The sequence below is a fragment of the Streptococcus sanguinis genome (genome assembly GCF_019929145.1).
GTDB classification, from domain to species: domain Bacteria; phylum Bacillota; class Bacilli; order Lactobacillales; family Streptococcaceae; genus Streptococcus; species Streptococcus sanguinis_U.
This window is the reverse complement of sequence record NZ_JAHZOW010000004.1, coordinates 109,819-125,641: the sequence shown is the minus strand read 5'-3', so window position 1 is coordinate 125,641 and position 15,823 is coordinate 109,819. Positions and strand designations below refer to the sequence as shown.

The 15,823-nt window shown below is 42.8% G+C and carries 14 protein-coding genes and 2 pseudogenes; all 16 read left to right on the top strand.

All coding sequences use genetic code 11. The features are described 5' to 3' along the window. Positions 1-2: 2 nt before the first annotated feature. On the top strand, positions 3-1,049 hold the full coding sequence (locus K1I94_RS09220) for an aldose epimerase family protein (protein ID WP_223315140.1): 1,047 nt from the start codon (positions 3-5) through the stop codon (positions 1,047-1,049). 560 nt (positions 1,050-1,609) lie between these two features. Further along, positions 1,610-2,608, top strand: a complete 999-nt coding sequence (gene ruvB, locus K1I94_RS09215) for a Holliday junction branch migration DNA helicase RuvB (RefSeq protein WP_002907689.1) — start codon at positions 1,610-1,612, stop codon at positions 2,606-2,608. Continuing rightward, positions 2,605-3,174: pseudogene (locus K1I94_RS09210) on the top strand (nucleotidyltransferase family protein). Before ruvB ends, K1I94_RS09210 begins: the two are co-directional and overlap by 4 nt. Before the next feature lie 275 nt (positions 3,175-3,449). Further along, positions 3,450-3,872, top strand: coding sequence for a low molecular weight protein-tyrosine-phosphatase (locus K1I94_RS09205; protein WP_223315139.1), 423 nt, complete (start codon positions 3,450-3,452; stop codon positions 3,870-3,872). Continuing rightward, positions 3,865-4,290 carry an MORN repeat-containing protein gene (locus tag K1I94_RS09200; protein ID WP_002901981.1) on the top strand — a complete coding sequence of 142 codons (426 nt, stop codon included), beginning with the start codon at positions 3,865-3,867 and terminating at the stop codon, positions 4,288-4,290. Before K1I94_RS09205 ends, K1I94_RS09200 begins: the two co-directional genes overlap by 8 nt. Next, entirely contained in the window at positions 4,280-6,085 is a 1,806-nt protein-coding gene (locus tag K1I94_RS09195; protein WP_032909467.1) for an acyltransferase family protein, read from the top strand. Before K1I94_RS09200 ends, K1I94_RS09195 begins: the two co-directional genes overlap by 11 nt. 252 nt (positions 6,086-6,337) lie before the next feature. After that, positions 6,338-6,864: pseudogene (locus K1I94_RS09190) on the top strand (hypothetical protein). Between the two features lie 141 nt (positions 6,865-7,005). Further along, positions 7,006-7,635: a hypothetical protein gene (locus K1I94_RS09185; protein ID WP_002898791.1), complete on the top strand. Its 630-nt coding sequence runs from the start codon at positions 7,006-7,008 to the stop codon at positions 7,633-7,635. After that, complete coding sequence (locus K1I94_RS09180; protein ID WP_223315138.1) at positions 7,632-8,249, top strand: hypothetical protein; 618 nt, start codon at positions 7,632-7,634, stop codon at positions 8,247-8,249. The genes K1I94_RS09185 and K1I94_RS09180 overlap by 4 nt, the downstream gene beginning before the upstream one ends. Next, on the top strand, positions 8,246-8,872 hold the full coding sequence (locus K1I94_RS09175) for a hypothetical protein (protein WP_223315137.1): 627 nt from the start codon (positions 8,246-8,248) through the stop codon (positions 8,870-8,872). Before K1I94_RS09180 ends, K1I94_RS09175 begins: the two co-directional genes overlap by 4 nt. Next, on the top strand, positions 8,869-9,492 hold the full coding sequence (locus tag K1I94_RS09170; RefSeq protein WP_223315136.1) for a hypothetical protein: 624 nt from the start codon (positions 8,869-8,871) through the stop codon (positions 9,490-9,492). Before K1I94_RS09175 ends, K1I94_RS09170 begins: the two co-directional genes overlap by 4 nt. 353 nt (positions 9,493-9,845) lie before the next feature. After that, on the top strand, positions 9,846-12,500 hold the full coding sequence (gene adhE, locus K1I94_RS09165) for a bifunctional acetaldehyde-CoA/alcohol dehydrogenase (RefSeq protein ID WP_223315135.1): 2,655 nt from the start codon (positions 9,846-9,848) through the stop codon (positions 12,498-12,500). Positions 12,501-12,702: 202 nt separating this feature from the next. After that, entirely contained in the window at positions 12,703-12,861 is a 159-nt protein-coding gene (locus K1I94_RS09160) for a shikimate dehydrogenase (RefSeq protein WP_101772112.1), read from the top strand. Positions 12,862-12,943: 82 nt separating this feature from the next. Further along, positions 12,944-13,624, top strand: coding sequence for a DUF6796 family protein (locus K1I94_RS09155; protein WP_223315134.1), 681 nt, complete (start codon positions 12,944-12,946; stop codon positions 13,622-13,624). 116 nt (positions 13,625-13,740) lie between these two features. Next, positions 13,741-14,730, top strand: coding sequence for an alpha/beta fold hydrolase (locus K1I94_RS09150; RefSeq protein WP_223315133.1), 990 nt, complete (start codon positions 13,741-13,743; stop codon positions 14,728-14,730). A gap of 390 nt (positions 14,731-15,120) precedes the next feature. Next, positions 15,121-15,819: an N-acetylmannosamine-6-phosphate 2-epimerase gene (locus K1I94_RS09145; RefSeq protein WP_002894429.1), complete on the top strand. Its 699-nt coding sequence runs from the start codon at positions 15,121-15,123 to the stop codon at positions 15,817-15,819. Positions 15,820-15,823 lie beyond the last annotated feature (4 nt).

Sequence of the window (15,823 nt, the reverse complement as noted above, 5' to 3'; positions counted from 1 at the left end):
GTATGAAATCTTACCGAGAATCCATTTTTGGAAAGCTGGGCGGTCAGGAGATTCTAGCTTACACTTTTGAAAACGATCAAGGTTATCGTCTAACAGTCATGAACTACGGAGCAACCGTCGTCCAGTATGTTACTCCTGATAAGGATAATCACTTTGACAATATCGTTGTCGGGTTTGATCAGTTTGAGGACTATATTGGGAACAGCCCTAAGCACGGAGCCAGCATTGGTCCAGTTGCTGGACGTATTGCTGGTGCAACATTTGATCTGAATGGTCAGACCTTTCAGCTAGAGGCCAATAATGGCTTAAACTGCAACCATAGTGGCTCCAGCGGCTGGGACAGTAGCGTTTTTGAAGTAGAGGAAGTCAGTAATGACGGACTTACCTTTTATACAGAGCGGACTGACGGAACTGGCGGCTTCCCGGGCAATCTGAAAATCTGGGTTTCCTATACCCTGACAGAGAAGGGCGAGCTGGAAATCTCTTATCAGGTACAGACTGATCAGGATACCTTGGTCAATCCGACCAACCACAGCTATTTCAACCTGTCTGGTCTTTTCAATCAGCCCATTGATGACCATATCCTGCAGCTCAATACTGGTGGTGTCTATCCTATCGCAGCTGACGGCCTTCCTGAAAAAAAGGCTGATGCAGAGCGCGACTTTGTTAAGAAGCTGACCAAGGGCGCTTCCCTTAAAGAAATTTTCGATGCGCCTGATGAGCAAATCCAGCTGGTATCTGGCTTGGATCATCCCTTTGCGTTAAAACCAAGCCGAGACCAGGCAGGCACGCTCTATCATCCAGCATCGGGCCGCCGCCTGACCATTCAGACTCAGGCTCCCTGCCTCGTGATTTATTCAGCGAATTGCGTGGATGATTCTATTCGGTTTGACGGACAGCCTATGATTCAGCATAATGGCTTGGCTCTGGAAGCTCAGGCCCTGCCGGATGCCATTCACAGTAGCCAGCAGTCAGATGTCATTCTCAAGGCCGGTCAGATTTTTACCAGCAGGACAGTGTATTTTGCTGATGTACCAGCAACTTTATAAAGAAACAATCGCGAAAGAGCACAGAAAACGGCAGTACCTCCTTCTGCCGTTTTTCTTTGTCCAGTTTTCAGAGACTATGTTTTCATAAGTGGCTAATCTTAAGCAAGGGAAAAGCCTCCACAATCAAAAGCAAAATCTTTTTTGCTAACTGAATTTTACTTTAAGTTTTTCTTAAGCTAAGGCTGCTATACTTATTTTTATCAAATGAAGCCCCCTAACTTTGTTTGATAATCCTAAACTTTTTCATAATAATCTCCCATAAAGGCCACCCAATCCGGTGGTCTTTTTTTGCTCAAATTTTAGAATAAGACGGGAAGTTTATCGGATTGTAACTCAAATGTTAAATTTTAAAGGATACGTTATACAAAGTTAAGGTTTCTTTAAGTTAGGGGCAGTATACTATGAGTATCAAATGAAGACCTCCTAACTTTATTTGATAGAAATCCTAAACTTTTTCATAATAATCTCCCATAAAGGCCACCCAATCCGGTGGTCTTTTTTTGTGTTCAGACGTTGATTAGATTTGCTTCCTCTGCTTTATTTTCTGCTATAATAGTTCTATGAGTAGAATTTTAGACAATGAATTAATGGGTGATGAGGAATTGGTGGAGCGCACCTTGCGTCCCCAGTATTTGCAGGAGTATATCGGCCAGGACAAGGTCAAGGACCAACTGAAGATTTTTATTGAAGCGGCCAAGCTGAGGGATGAGGCGCTCGACCACACCCTGCTTTTTGGCCCTCCAGGTCTGGGGAAGACGACCATGGCCTTTGTCATTGCCAATGAACTAGGCGTAAATCTCAAGCAGACTTCAGGTCCGGTGATTGAGAAATCTGGTGATTTGGTTGCGATCTTAAATGACCTTGAGCCGGGGGATGTCCTCTTCATAGATGAGATTCACCGCTTGCCAATGGCAGTAGAGGAAGTGCTTTACAGCGCTATGGAAGACTTTTACATCGACATTATGATTGGCTCGGGTGAGACCAGTCGCAGCGTCCATCTGGATTTGCCGCCTTTTACTCTGATTGGGGCGACTACTCGGGCAGGCATGCTGTCCAATCCTCTGCGGGCTCGCTTTGGGATTACCGGTCACATGGAGTATTATGAAGCTGGCGACTTGACGGAAATTGTCGAGCGGACTGCAGAGATTTTTGAGATGGATATCACCCACGAGGCTGCGAAGGAGCTGGCTATGCGTAGCCGAGGCACGCCGCGGATTGCCAACCGTTTGCTCAAACGGGTGCGGGACTACGCGCAGATTATGAGCAATGGCCTGATTGATGATAAGATAACCGACCAGGCTCTCTCCATGCTGGATGTGGACCAAGAGGGGCTGGACTACGTGGACCAGAAGATTTTGAAGACTATGATTGAGGTCTATGGTGGCGGTCCAGTAGGGCTTGGAACCCTCTCAGTCAATATTGCTGAGGAGCGTGAAACAGTGGAGGACATGTATGAGCCTTACCTGATTCAGAAAGGCTTTGTCATGCGAACTCGGACTGGGCGCGTGGCTACCCGTAAAGCTTATGAGCATCTAGGATATGAGTATATGAAGGAATGATGACAGAAAAGGAGATTTTAGACCGACTAGGTCAAGATTCAGACATCCGATCGATTTTGGAAATTATTCGTAGTCTGGAGCTCAAGGATTCTTGGCTAGCGGCTGGATGTGTGAGGAATTTTATCTGGAATATACTATCAGAGCGACCAGGTTTTGATTCAGATACGGATGTAGATGTCATTTTCTTTGATCCGAGTTATGCTGAGGCAGAGACGGTAGATCTGGAAGTCAAGCTCAAGGCAGACTGGCCACAGTATCGATGGGAGCTGAGAAATCAAGCCTATATGCACCGCCATAGTCCTGGAACAGCGCCTTATAAAAATGCTTGCGAAGCTATGAGTAAGTATCCTGAGCGCTGCACGGCTATCGGCCTGCGCTTGCTGGCAAGTGACAAACTGTAACTTTTTGCTCCCTATGGTTTGGAGGATATCTTAAACTTTCAGGTTAGACCGACTCCTCATTTTCTTGAAAATAAGGAGCGCCAGCATGTCTATTCTGAGCGTTTGGCTAAGAAGAATTGGCAGGAACGCTGGCCCCAGCTGGAATATCACTATCCTGATAAATAGGTATAAGCTAAGAGTAAAATGTTTAAGTTATTTTAAGGAAGTTTTAAGGAATGGATATTATACTATAACCAAGTTAAGAAATTAACTTAACTCCTAAAACTTTTTTCTTTTTAAAAAATAATCTCCCTACAAAAAGCCACCAAACGGTGGTTTTTTGCTATTTTCAGGCATGAGAAGGGCAGGGCTTGCCAGTTTTCAACGAGAATCAGGAAACTGTAAACGATTCAGGGCTAGTTTTTGCCATTATTTTGTTATAATAGATAGCGAGGTATTCTATGAAGAAAATTGTATTTGTATGTTTGGGCAATATCTGCCGTAGTCCGATGGCAGAATTCGTCATGAAGAGTTTAACAGACCAACTGAAAATCGAGAGCCGGGCAACTTCAAGCTGGGAGCACGGCAATCCCATTCATCGGGGAACACAGGCTATTTTTAAGAAATATGCCATTGCTTATGATAGGAACAAGACTTCTCAGCAGATTTCGGCAGCGGATTTTGGGGATTTTGACTACATCATCGGTATGGATGAAAGCAATGTCCGAGATTTGAAGCGGATGGCGCCTGAGGATTTTCAGCATAAAATTTATCAGTTTGAAGAAGAAAGTGTGCCAGATCCTTGGTACACAGGGGATTTTGACCAAACCTATGATTTGGTCTTGGCTGGCTGCAAGAAGTGGCTGGAGCGTTTGGATGGATAGGAATATGGATAAAGTAAAAGAATTTTACGCTAAATACAAGGTCTATCTGACCCGGCAGAATTTAGAACTTTTGGCTGTAACGGTCATTGTACTGTCAGCTATTCTGGTTTTTACATCGGGGATTCCTGGTAAGGGCGTTTTAACGCTGGATCAGGGGAAGATCAAGTATGACGGGACCTTGGTTCGCGGGAAGATGAACGGTCAGGGGACTATGACTTTTCAAAATGGAGACAGTTATAGCGGTCAATTTCGCAATGGCATCTTTGACGGCAAAGGAACCTTTACCTCGCAGGCTGGCTGGAAATACGAAGGGGACTTCAGCAAGGGCCAGGCCGATGGACAAGGAAAGCTAACGACAGAAGGCAATGTCGTTTATGAAGGAACGTTTAAACAAGGAATTTATCAAAATGCGCATTAAATGGTTTTCGCTCGTCAGAATCACGGGGCTGCTTCTAGTTCTGCTTTATCATTACTTCCAGGGCGTTTTCCCTGGCGGTTTTATTGGCGTGGATATCTTCTTTACCTTTTCTGGCTTCTTGATTACCGCTCTGCTTATTGACGAGTTTGCTAAGAAGAAAGAAATCGATATCCAAGGCTTTTTCAAACGGCGTTTTTATCGGATTGTACCCCCTCTGGTCTTTATGATTTTGGTCGTTATGCCCTTTACTCTCTTGATACGTAAGGATTTTGTGGCTGGGATTGGGACACAGATTGCGGCTGCTTTGGGCTTTGTGACAAACTTTTATGAAATGCTCTCAGGCGGCAGTTATGAGAGTCAGTTTGTGCCGCACATCTTGATTCACACTTGGAGTCTGGCTTTAGAAGTGCACTATTATGTTCTGTGGGGCTTGGCTGCTTGGGGCTTGGGCAAGGTTGCCAAGTCAACGGCCCGCTATCGCGGCATGATTGCGTTGGTTTCTGCAGGTCTCTTTTTGCTCAGCTTTGTATCAATGTTTGCTGGCGCTTTGACCACTAAGAATTATTCTGACATTTATTTCTCAAGTTTGACCCACATCTTTCCTTTCTTTGCAGGAAGTATCCTAGCAACCTTGTCTGGTGTCGGCCATGTCAGCAGTCGCTTCAAGATGCTGGAGGAAAAGCTGGCTCTCAAGCAAGTGCTAGGAATTATGGGGGGCAGTGCAGCTGTTTTGCTTTTGCTCAGCTTCCTACTGAAGTTTGATAATCTTTGGACCTACCTGGTAGGATTCTTGATTTCAACTATCTTGGCTTGTCTAATGATTTTGGCTGCTAGGATGCTGCATGATAAACTCCCTGATGTGAAGGAACCTAGCCTTATCAACTTTATCGCGGATACTAGCTATGGTGTTTATCTCTTCCACTGGCCATTCTATATTATCTTTACCCAGCTGATGAATAATGGTTTGGCTGTTCTCTTGACCACGCTGCTGTCTCTTACTTTTGCAGCCTTGTCTTTCTATATCTTGGAACCAACTCTTGCTGGTCGTCAGCCAGTTATCATGGGAACCAAGATGGACCTATCGTCTCTTACCAGACCAATCTTTTACAGCATGATTCCGCTGACTTTGATCATGTTCTTTATCTCGGTGACAGCACCAAAGGTCGGAGCTTTTGAGGAAAGTTTGATTGTCAATGCTCTGAATCAAGCAGATACAAAGATGCAGACGACTCGAAGTCAGGTTGATCAGTCCAAGGCGACTGAGTACAATGTGGCGGACGGGATTACCATGATTGGTGACTCGGTTGCTCTACGCTCAAGCGAACAATTGCAGCAGATCTTGCCAGGAATCGAGCTAGATACTGTCGTAAGCCGCAGTCTGAGTACAGGCTTGGAGGTCTACAAGACAGATATTGCTAATAGAGTGCTGAAGAAGCAGGTTATCCTGGCTCTTGGAACCAATTCGTCTGGTTATTCGAATGAGCTTTTGGATGAATATGTTTCTAGCCTACCTAAGGGTCATCAACTGATCCTCGTGACTCCTTATGACGGTCGCTCAGAGGGCGGTGTTTTAGCCCAGCAGCGGGAGTATGAGCTAGAATTAGCCAAAAAGTACGACTATGTCTTTGTGGCTGACTGGCATCAAACTGCTATCGAAAATCCGCAGATTTGGGAAGGAACAGACTATGTCCACTTTGGCTCAAACTCAGAGTCCATCATTGAGGGGGGAACTCTCTATGCCAATACCATTAAGCAAGCCATAGATGAAGCAAATTCTGGCAATGTGAAACCATAAATGATCAGCTCGGTTCGTCCGAGCTTTTATAGAAACCAAAAGAAAACACAGCCTTATCTAATGCTACTAACAGAGATTCGATGGGGATTCAAACTGGAAGTGCAAGGATTATCTTGATGTTGATAAATATTTCATAGTGGGTGCAGATATTAAATATGACTTGAGTTTATTGCAAGGTCATTATGGGGACAATGAAGGAGACGCTGCTATGATTCAGGATGGAATTGATGCATACAAGAAGGAGAATAAAGAATGATAACTTCAATAGTTTTTATTACTTCTCTAGTGTTACTTTTCCGTTATTTTAAAAATAGTAAATCACGGATTATTATTGCGTTATTATATAGTTTGTTTCTTATATGGTATGTTCAAGCAGTTTTGAATTACGGTAAATACACTTTGCAGCCTGGTCAAAGCATAGAGCTGAGAGCGCATCCTAATGCAGACCAACTGGGATATAGTTCTGAGTTGATTTTAAAAAAGAACGATGATAAAAAAATCAAATTAACAGGTATTGAAGTTTGGAGCGAAAAAATTCTAGAATTTACTATTATGTTAAGGAACAGTATATCTCTCAATCTATTTATGAAAATGGTGAAACGACTGATAAAAAACTATCTAATAATCAAAAAAATATTCACCTGGAGAAAGATGGAATTGTAGTTAATTATACTAATAAAAAAATCTTTGATGTTACTAAAAGTAAACCGTATAATATTACTATCACCAATATTGACGATAGACCCGCTCAATTTGAAGCCCGAGTGGTGGATAGATGAAGTCGAGTAGGAACTCGAAAAGTGAACCTTCGTGAGTGGTGCTAATAGCCGACTAAAGAAGCTTGGTACAAGTACAAAGGAAGAGATAATTAATAGGATTTTTAGGGTTGTCGAAATTATTACGGAAACTAGGTGGACAATATGCGACTATACATCAAAGGTGATTATGCTAAAAAAATAACATTTACTACTAGAGAACTAGTTTGGAAGATGTGGTTTAAAGAACGGAATGGCAAGAAAATAAGTTACTCCAACGTTGGTGATGATGAGATGCTGCAAGATGATTTTTATTTCGGAGCAGAGTTGCGCAAATGGGCTTCAGTTGATGAAAGATGGGATAAGGCTCCTTTTATAATTCCGAGCAATCCTTGGTTGTCCTTGCAATATGAAGATATTGAACTTGAATTTGAACATGCCTTTATTTCCGACGACCGCGAAAAAGGGGAGTTTCTTCGAATTGCCTCAACTCATGTAGATATTTTAATGGTTGACAAGCGCGCTTTATACGTTATGGCTATTGAAGTAGCATCTGCCATTGATGGTCAGATTAGCGAAGACGGCAAGCAAAGTTGGCTAAGTGTAGAAGAATTTAAGGAATATCACAAGGATGTTCTTTCACTGACTTATGATGAAGCTGTTGAAATCAGTTTGGAAGAATTAAAGACAATGGTACCGGTAAGAGATCCTCTATGGGAAGAGGAGGAAAGGCTTCGAGAAGAATATATCAAAATCCACGGTGAACGTGTTTATGACGATGAGGAAGATGAGTGAGACTATATCTTAAAGGCAACTACGAAACTAGTATCTATCAAGCCTGTATGGAATATCCTTTGAAAATGTGGTTCAAGGAACGTAAGGGAGTGAAAGTTGGTTTTTCTTATGCACGTGATGATGACTTCTATTTTAGTGTTAGTTTGGATAAATTTTCTTCAAATGATGAGCGTTGGGGAATGACTGATTTTAAAATAGGAGATAATCCATGGAGTTCATTTAAATATGAGTATCTAATATTGGATTGTGAAGATTCCTATGAAAGTGATGGGCGAGAAAAAGGAGACTATCTTCGAATAATCACGACTCATAAGGATATTCTAACGGTTGATAAGCGAGCTCTATATATCATGGCGATTGAAGTAGCATCTGCCATTGACGGTCAAATCAGCGAAGACGACAAAGAAACATGGCTGAGTATTGAAGAATTTAAAACGAAACATGCAGACCTGCTGAATTTGACCTGCGACGAAGCAGTCGATATTAGTTTAGAAGAGATAAAGGTTATGAAAGCCATTGACGAGCCACTCTGGGAAGAATTGGATAGGAAGCGCGAGGAGTATATCCGAATTCATGGAGAGGTAGAGTTGGACGACGATGAGGAAGATGAGTGAGAATTTATATTAAAGGTGATTACACCAAAGAAATTCCGTTTGATTATTTAGAACTAGCGAAGAGAATGTGGTTTGATACTAAAGATGGTAAGCGAGTAGATTTTTCTTATTTTGGAAATACTCGCCCATTTAAAACAGACCCAACTATTCACTTAAAATTAAATAAGTGGATACATGATAATAGATGGAATAATGTTCAGTTGAAAGAAGGGATTACCAACGAATTTGGAAGTCATGTATATGAAAATCTTGAATTAGATTTTGAAGATAATCCAGCAACAGACTATCGAGAAAAAGGAGACTGTCTACGTTTAGCTTCTACCCACCTTGAACTTCTCACTGTTGATAAACGTGCCTTCTATATTATGGCACTTGACATTGCGACTGCCATTGATGGTCAGATTAGCGAAGATGATAAAGAGAGCTGGTTAAGTGTGGAGGAATTTAAAAACCGGCATGAAGATATCCTTTCGATGAGTTATGAACAGGCTAATGAGCTGAGCCTTGAAGAAATTCCGTTTATGGATGATGTTCGAGACCCAGTTTGGGAAGAAGATGACCGCAGAAATGAGGAGTACATTAAAATCCATGGAGAGGTAGAGTTGGACGACGAGGACGAATGAAATTATATTTAAAAGGCGATTACACCAAAGAAATTCCGTTTGATTATTTAGAACTAGCGAAAAAAATGTGGTTTGAAAATTATCAAGGAGAAAGCATCCCTCTCTCCTATTCTGGTTTTCGTCAAATCAGAGATAGGAATGATATAGCCATTCATCTAAAACTAGATAAACAGGATTATGACGAACGTTGGTTGCATATTCCGATACAAGAAGGGATAAAATACCGTTTTTATTCACAAATTGATGAAGACCTAAATTTGGAATTTGAGCATGCTTATGTAACAGATTTTCGCGAAAATGGAGACTGTTTACGTTTGGCCTCTACCCACCTTGAACTGCTCACTCTTGATAAAAGAGCGTTCTATATCATGGCTATTGAGATTGCCACAATCTTTAATGGACAAATCAGTGAAGATGATAAGAAAACATGGCTAACAATCGAGGAATTCAAGGAAAAGCACGAAGATATCTTATCTCTGACCTTTGATGAAGCCAATGAGATGAGCCTGGAAGAAATTCAGACGATTGATGCTATTGACGATTCCATCTGGGAAGAGTTGGATAGAAAACGCGAAGAATATATCAAAATACATGGTGAACGTGTTTATGATGACGATTGAGATTATTAAAAATGGGAATTAAGGTTCATCTTTTATAAGTTTATAAAGTAAAGATCAGCTCGGTTCGTCCGAGCTTTTTATATTTAAATAAAGAAAGCGCTTTCATATATTATGTGAAAGTAAAAGTATGTGAAATCTCTAAAAAATAAAAAATTTTTTCACAATGACTAAAAGAATAGGCTGTAAAATAAGCGAATTTGTCATGTATTTCACAAATTAATAGAGAAAAGTTTGTGAATGTTAAGTGAAAGTGTTTACAAAAATCGTTAAATAAGTTATAATTGAATTGTGAAATATTTAACAAAGGTTGGAGTTCTTCGTCTAACCTAAGGCAAAACCATTGGAGGAATAGAATGGCTGAAAAGAAGAAAACGGTAGAACAAGAAGACAAGGCTATGGCGGCGCAAAAGCATGTCGACGAATTGGTGCAAAAAGGTCTGGTTGCACTCGAGGAAATGAGAAAGCTGAATCAGGAACAGGTGGACTACATCGTAGCCAAGGCCTCTGTAGCAGCTTTGGATGCCCATGGTGAGTTGGCTCTGCATGCTTATGAAGAAACGGGTCGCGGAGTTTTTGAAGATAAGGCAACTAAAAACCTTTTCGCCTGTGAGCACGTTGTGAATAATATGCGCCATACGAAAACTGTCGGCGTTATTCAGGAAGATGATGTGACTGGTTTAACCTTGATTGCGGAGCCAGTGGGTGTTGTCTGCGGAATTACTCCAACAACTAACCCAACTTCAACAGCTATTTTTAAGGCTTTGATTTCCTTAAAAACACGTAATCCGATTATCTTTGCTTTCCACCCATCAGCTCAAGAATCATCTGCTCATGCAGCACAAATCGTGCGTGATGCTGCGATTGCAGCGGGTGCGCCTGAAAACTGTGTACAATGGATTACTCAACCATCTATGGAAGCAACTTCTGCACTTATGAACCATGAAGGGATTGCAACAATCCTTGCGACAGGTGGTAACGCAATGGTGAAGGCAGCTTACTCATGTGGTAAGCCAGCTCTGGGGGTTGGTGCCGGAAACGTACCAGCTTATGTGGAAAAATCAGCGAATATCCGTCAAGCAGCGCACGATATCGTTATGTCTAAGTCCTTTGACAATGGTATGGTCTGTGCTTCTGAGCAAGCCGTTATCATTGACAAGGAAGTTTATGATGAATTTGTAGAAGAGTTCAAATCTTACCATACTTACTTTGTAAATAAGAAAGAAAAAGCTCTGTTGGAAGAATTCTGCTTTGGTGCTAAGGCAAACAGCAAGAACTGTGCTGGTGCTAAGCTCAATCCGGATATCGTTGGTAAGCCAGCTACTTGGATTGCAGAGCAGGCAGGCTTCAGCGTGCCAGAAGACACGAATATCTTGGCCGCAGAGTGTAAAGAAGTTGGTGAAAAGGAGCCATTGACACGTGAAAAACTGTCACCTGTCATCGCTGTGCTCAAGTCTGAATCCCGTGAAGACGGTATTGAAAAGGCCCGTCAAATGGTAGAATTCCATGGTCTTGGTCACTCAGCTGCTATCCATACAGCGGACGAAGAATTGACTAAGGAATTTGGTAAGGCTGTTCGTGCCATCCGTGTTATTTGCAACTCACCTTCTACTTTCGGCGGTATCGGGGATGTTTATAATGCCTTCCTGCCATCACTGACTTTGGGCTGTGGATCTTATGGTCGCAACTCAGTAGGTGATAACGTTAGTGCTGTGAATCTCTTGAACATCAAAAAAGTAGGAAGACGTAGAAATAATATGCAATGGATGAAACTCCCTTCAAAAACTTACTTCGAGCGTGACTCTATCCAATACCTGCAAAAATGTCGTGATGTGGAACGTGTCATGATCGTAACAGACCATGCTATGGTAGAGCTTGGTTTCCTAGATCGTATCATCGAACAACTCGATCTTCGTCGTAATAAGGTTGTTTACCAAATCTTTGCAGACGTAGAACCAGATCCAGATATCACAACTGTTGAACGTGGTACAGAGATTATGCGTACCTTCAAACCTGATACAATCATCGCGCTTGGTGGTGGTTCACCAATGGACGCAGCTAAAGTCATGTGGCTCTTCTATGAGCAACCAGAAGTGGACTTCCGTGACCTTGTGCAAAAATTCATGGATATCCGTAAACGTGCCTTCAAATTCCCGTTGCTTGGTAAGAAGACTAAGTTTATCGCAATCCCTACAACATCTGGTACAGGTTCAGAAGTGACACCATTTGCCGTTATCTCTGACAAGGCTAATAACCGTAAGTACCCAATCGCTGATTACTCTCTGACTCCAACTGTGGCCATCGTAGACCCAGCTCTGGTACTGACTGTTCCAGGATTTGTCGCAGCAGACACTGGTATGGACGTGCTGACGCACGCAACAGAAGCTTATGTATCTCAGATGGCCAGCGACTTTACTGATGGTTTGGCTCTCCAAGCTATCAAACTAGTCTTTGAAAATCTGGAAAGCTCTGTTAAGAACGCTGACTTCCACTCTCGCGAAAAGATGCACAATGCCTCTACTATCGCTGGTATGGCCTTTGCCAATGCCTTCTTGGGAATTTCCCACTCTATGGCCCATAAGATTGGTGCTCAGTTCCATACTATCCACGGTCGTACAAATGCTATCTTGTTGCCGTACGTAATCCGCTACAACGGTACACGTCCAGCTAAGACAGCGACATGGCCTAAGTACAACTACTACCGTGCGGATGAGAAATACCAAGACATCGCTCGTATGCTTGGCTTGCCAGCTTCTACTCCAGAAGAAGGTGTTGAATCATTTGCGAAAGCTGTTTATGAACTGGGAGAACGTGTCGGTATCGAAATGAACTTCAAGGCTCAAGGTATTGACGAAAAAGAATGGAAAGAACATTCACGCGAATTGGCCTTCCTTGCCTATGAAGACCAATGTTCTCCAGCCAACCCACGCCTTCCAATGGTTGACCACATGCAGGAAATCATCGAAGACGCATACTATGGCTACAAGGAACGCCCAGGACGCCGCAAATAAGGGAATAGCTTCCTCAATTAAAAATAAGACAGTCTGTCGGTCATCCCCTGCCCTTTGGTGGGGGATTTTTCTATGTATCTTAGCGAGGCAAGACCTCTGGTCGAAGCCGAGCTTAGAGACATGGATGCTGAGGAGCGGAGTGACGTGAGCGCTATGTGTCTTAACGAAACGTGTCTGTAGGACAAAGTTGAGTCATAGAGCAGTGGATGCAGTTTTGTCCGTTGGGACAAAAGCTGTACACCTTGAAGAAACACATAGCCAGGCAAGACCGTTGGTCGAAGCTGAGCTTAGAGACATTGATGCTGAGGAGCGGAGCGACGTGAGCGCTAGTTTTCTTAAGGAAAGGAGCTTGCTGGGATAAAAAGACGTAAACCTTCTGACTACTTGTGATTGAGTGAGCTTTTGTGCTAAGATAAGGGGACAATGGAAAAAAGGAGAGCAATGTGATTTTTTTATCTTTATGGGCTGGGCTGCTGAGTGGTCTTTGCTGGTTATTGGGGGATATTCTGCTGGTTGGCTTTGAGGTAGACAAGGAAAACTATGCCTCTTTTACGGAGCAGAGTCGGATTGGCAATAAGAATCTGTCTATGCTGATGCTGTCTGGCTCTGTTGGTCGGCTGCGTCTGGGCGCTCTGGTGGCTAACTTCTCAATCCCTCTTATGTTAGTCTCGCTTTATGCTCTCTTTGGTTTGACAAATAAGGGCTTGTGGGCCTATCTGTCAATAGCCTTGTTAGGAATTGGATTTGCTCTGTCGCCAGTGGCACATGTGGCCTTTTACTACGTTGGAATCATCAGCAAAAAGGCTTATAAACGAAGCAACGGACAGGTCTGCTCAGACGAAGACAGCGAGCTTATCAATGAAGCAGTCCTCTTTCTAGATATAACCTGGCGAACAGCTATCGCCCTGACCGGTCTAGGCTGGCTCGTTTACTCACTGCTAATAGTTACCGGTCAGACAATATTGCCTGCTTATCTGGGGCTGCTGACTCCTTTACCGCTGAGTCTGTTGACTATCTTACTGGTAGAAAAGCTGAGAATCGGACGCCCCTACCTTAACGGAGCCGGCCTAAACATAGGATTTAGTTTGTTCTATTTACTGCTCCTGCTTCATATAGGTTCTTAGGAGGTGAATCGGTAAAATTTCAGAAAAAACAGAAAATCTATATATTAACCTATTGAAGTTTTCCTCTTTCTATGGTATGATGAAAGAGGTTTCAAGAATCGTTGGGAGGATAAGACATGAAAAACCCTACTTTACTTAAAGAAATGTTACATTATCGCGGAAGAGATGAAATGCCCGACGATTTTGATACCTTTTGGAATAAACAAGTGGCGGAGGTGGAAGTGCCTCAGGACTACCAGTTGCTGGAAAAAGATTTTCAAATTGCATATGCGACTTGCTATGAGCTAACCTTCAAGTCTGGAAACGGTGGGCAAATCTATGCTAAGCTAGTTGTGCCTAAGTTATCAGAAAAAGTACCGGTATTGTTTCATTTTCATGGTTATATGGGGCAGGGCTGGGATTGGGCTGATATGCTGGCCTATACGGCAGCGGGCTGGGGTGTGGTGTCGATGGATGTGCGTGGTCAGTCAGGATATTCACTGGATGGTGATAGAGAAGTCCGCGGCAATACTGTTAAAGGACATATTATCCGTGGGGCTCTGGATGGACCGGATCAGCTCTTTTTCAAGGATGTCTATCTGGATGTTTACACCTTGGTCGAGCTAGTGGCTGGTTTGGACTTTGTGGATGAAAACCGTTTGTCTAGTTTTGGCGGTTCACAGGGCGGAGCCTTGGCTTTGGTAGCAGCTGCATTAAATTCTCGGATTAAGCAGACTGTAGCCATCTATCCCTTCCTTGCTGACTTTAGACGGGTTTTGGAGATTGGCAATACGAGTGAAGCCTATGATGAGCTCTTTCGTTATTTCAAATTCCATGATCCTTTTCATGAGACAGAAGAGCAGTTGTTGCAGACACTTGCTTATATTGACGTGAAAAATCTGGCCCATCGTATTAGCTGTCCAGTGCAGATGATTATTGGCCTGGAGGATGATGTTTGCTATCCTATCACGCAGTTTGCCATTTATAACCGTTTGGCTGGAGAAAAGGAGTATCATCTCCTGCCTGAATATGGGCATGAGGCTATGAATGTCCGTGTCAGCGATACTGTCTTTAACTGGCTCTGCGGAACCAAAATAAAAAAGACTTTCTCTCATTTCGGACTTTAAATCAGAGAGATAATATTCGTCCCCCCTTTGGGGCTAGGCCTTTGTCTAGCCCTTTTTACTTGCCTGAGGGAGTATAGAAATGAGAATCTTTTTAGAAGTTTGCTTGCTCTTTCATTGACTTTTCTACAAAACAGATTCCTGAAAGTACTTTCAGGAATTTCTATTTTTCTGGAAAATTCGGAAACTAAAATCTAAATCTCAAACAATATTGAAAGCGCTTTAAAAATTATTTATAATAACATTATGAAATACTCGAGTTAAAAAATGGAGTCTAGGATAAGGAAGTAAAAATATTTGTTTGCTGCCTTCTTCTCTGCTCCACCTGAGGTCCTAGGTAGTTGTTAGACTATCTGATTAGACCGATGTCTTACGAAAGGAGATTGTATATTCATGTCACAGATTTTAAAAGATGACTTGATAGCCAAGATTAAAGACGGCATCATTGTTTCTTGTCAAGCCTTGCCCCAGGAGCCGCTTTATACTGAAGCTGGAGGAGTCATTCCTCTCTTGGTCAAGGCTGCTGAGCAGGGCGGTGCTGTTGGTATTCGAGCTAATAGCGTTCGCGATATTCGGGAGATCAAGGAAGTAACTTCTCTGCCAATCATCGGAATTATCAAACGCGACTATCCGCCACAAGAGCCTTTTATCACGGCTACCATGCGGGAAGTGGATGAGTTGGCTGCTCTGGATATTGAAGTCATTGCTCTGGACTGTACCAAGCGGGAGCGCCATGATGGCTTGACAGTTGCGGATTTCATCAAGCAGGTCAAGGCCAAGTATCCTCATCAGCTATTGATGGCAGATATCAGTACCTATGAGGAAGCTGCTGCTGCTGTAGAAGCTGGTGTAGACTTTGTCGGCACGACCTTGTCGGGCTACACTTCCTACAGCCCTAAGGTTGACGGACCGGACATTGAGCTTATCCGCCGCTTGTGTCAAGCAGGCTTTGATGTTATCGCTGAAGGAAAGATTCACTATCCGAGTCAAGCCAAGCAGATACATGATTTGGGGGTAAGAGGCATTGTTGTCGGCGGAGCCATTACTCGCCCTAAAGAAATTACAGAGCGCTTTGTTGCAGGATTAAAATAAGTGA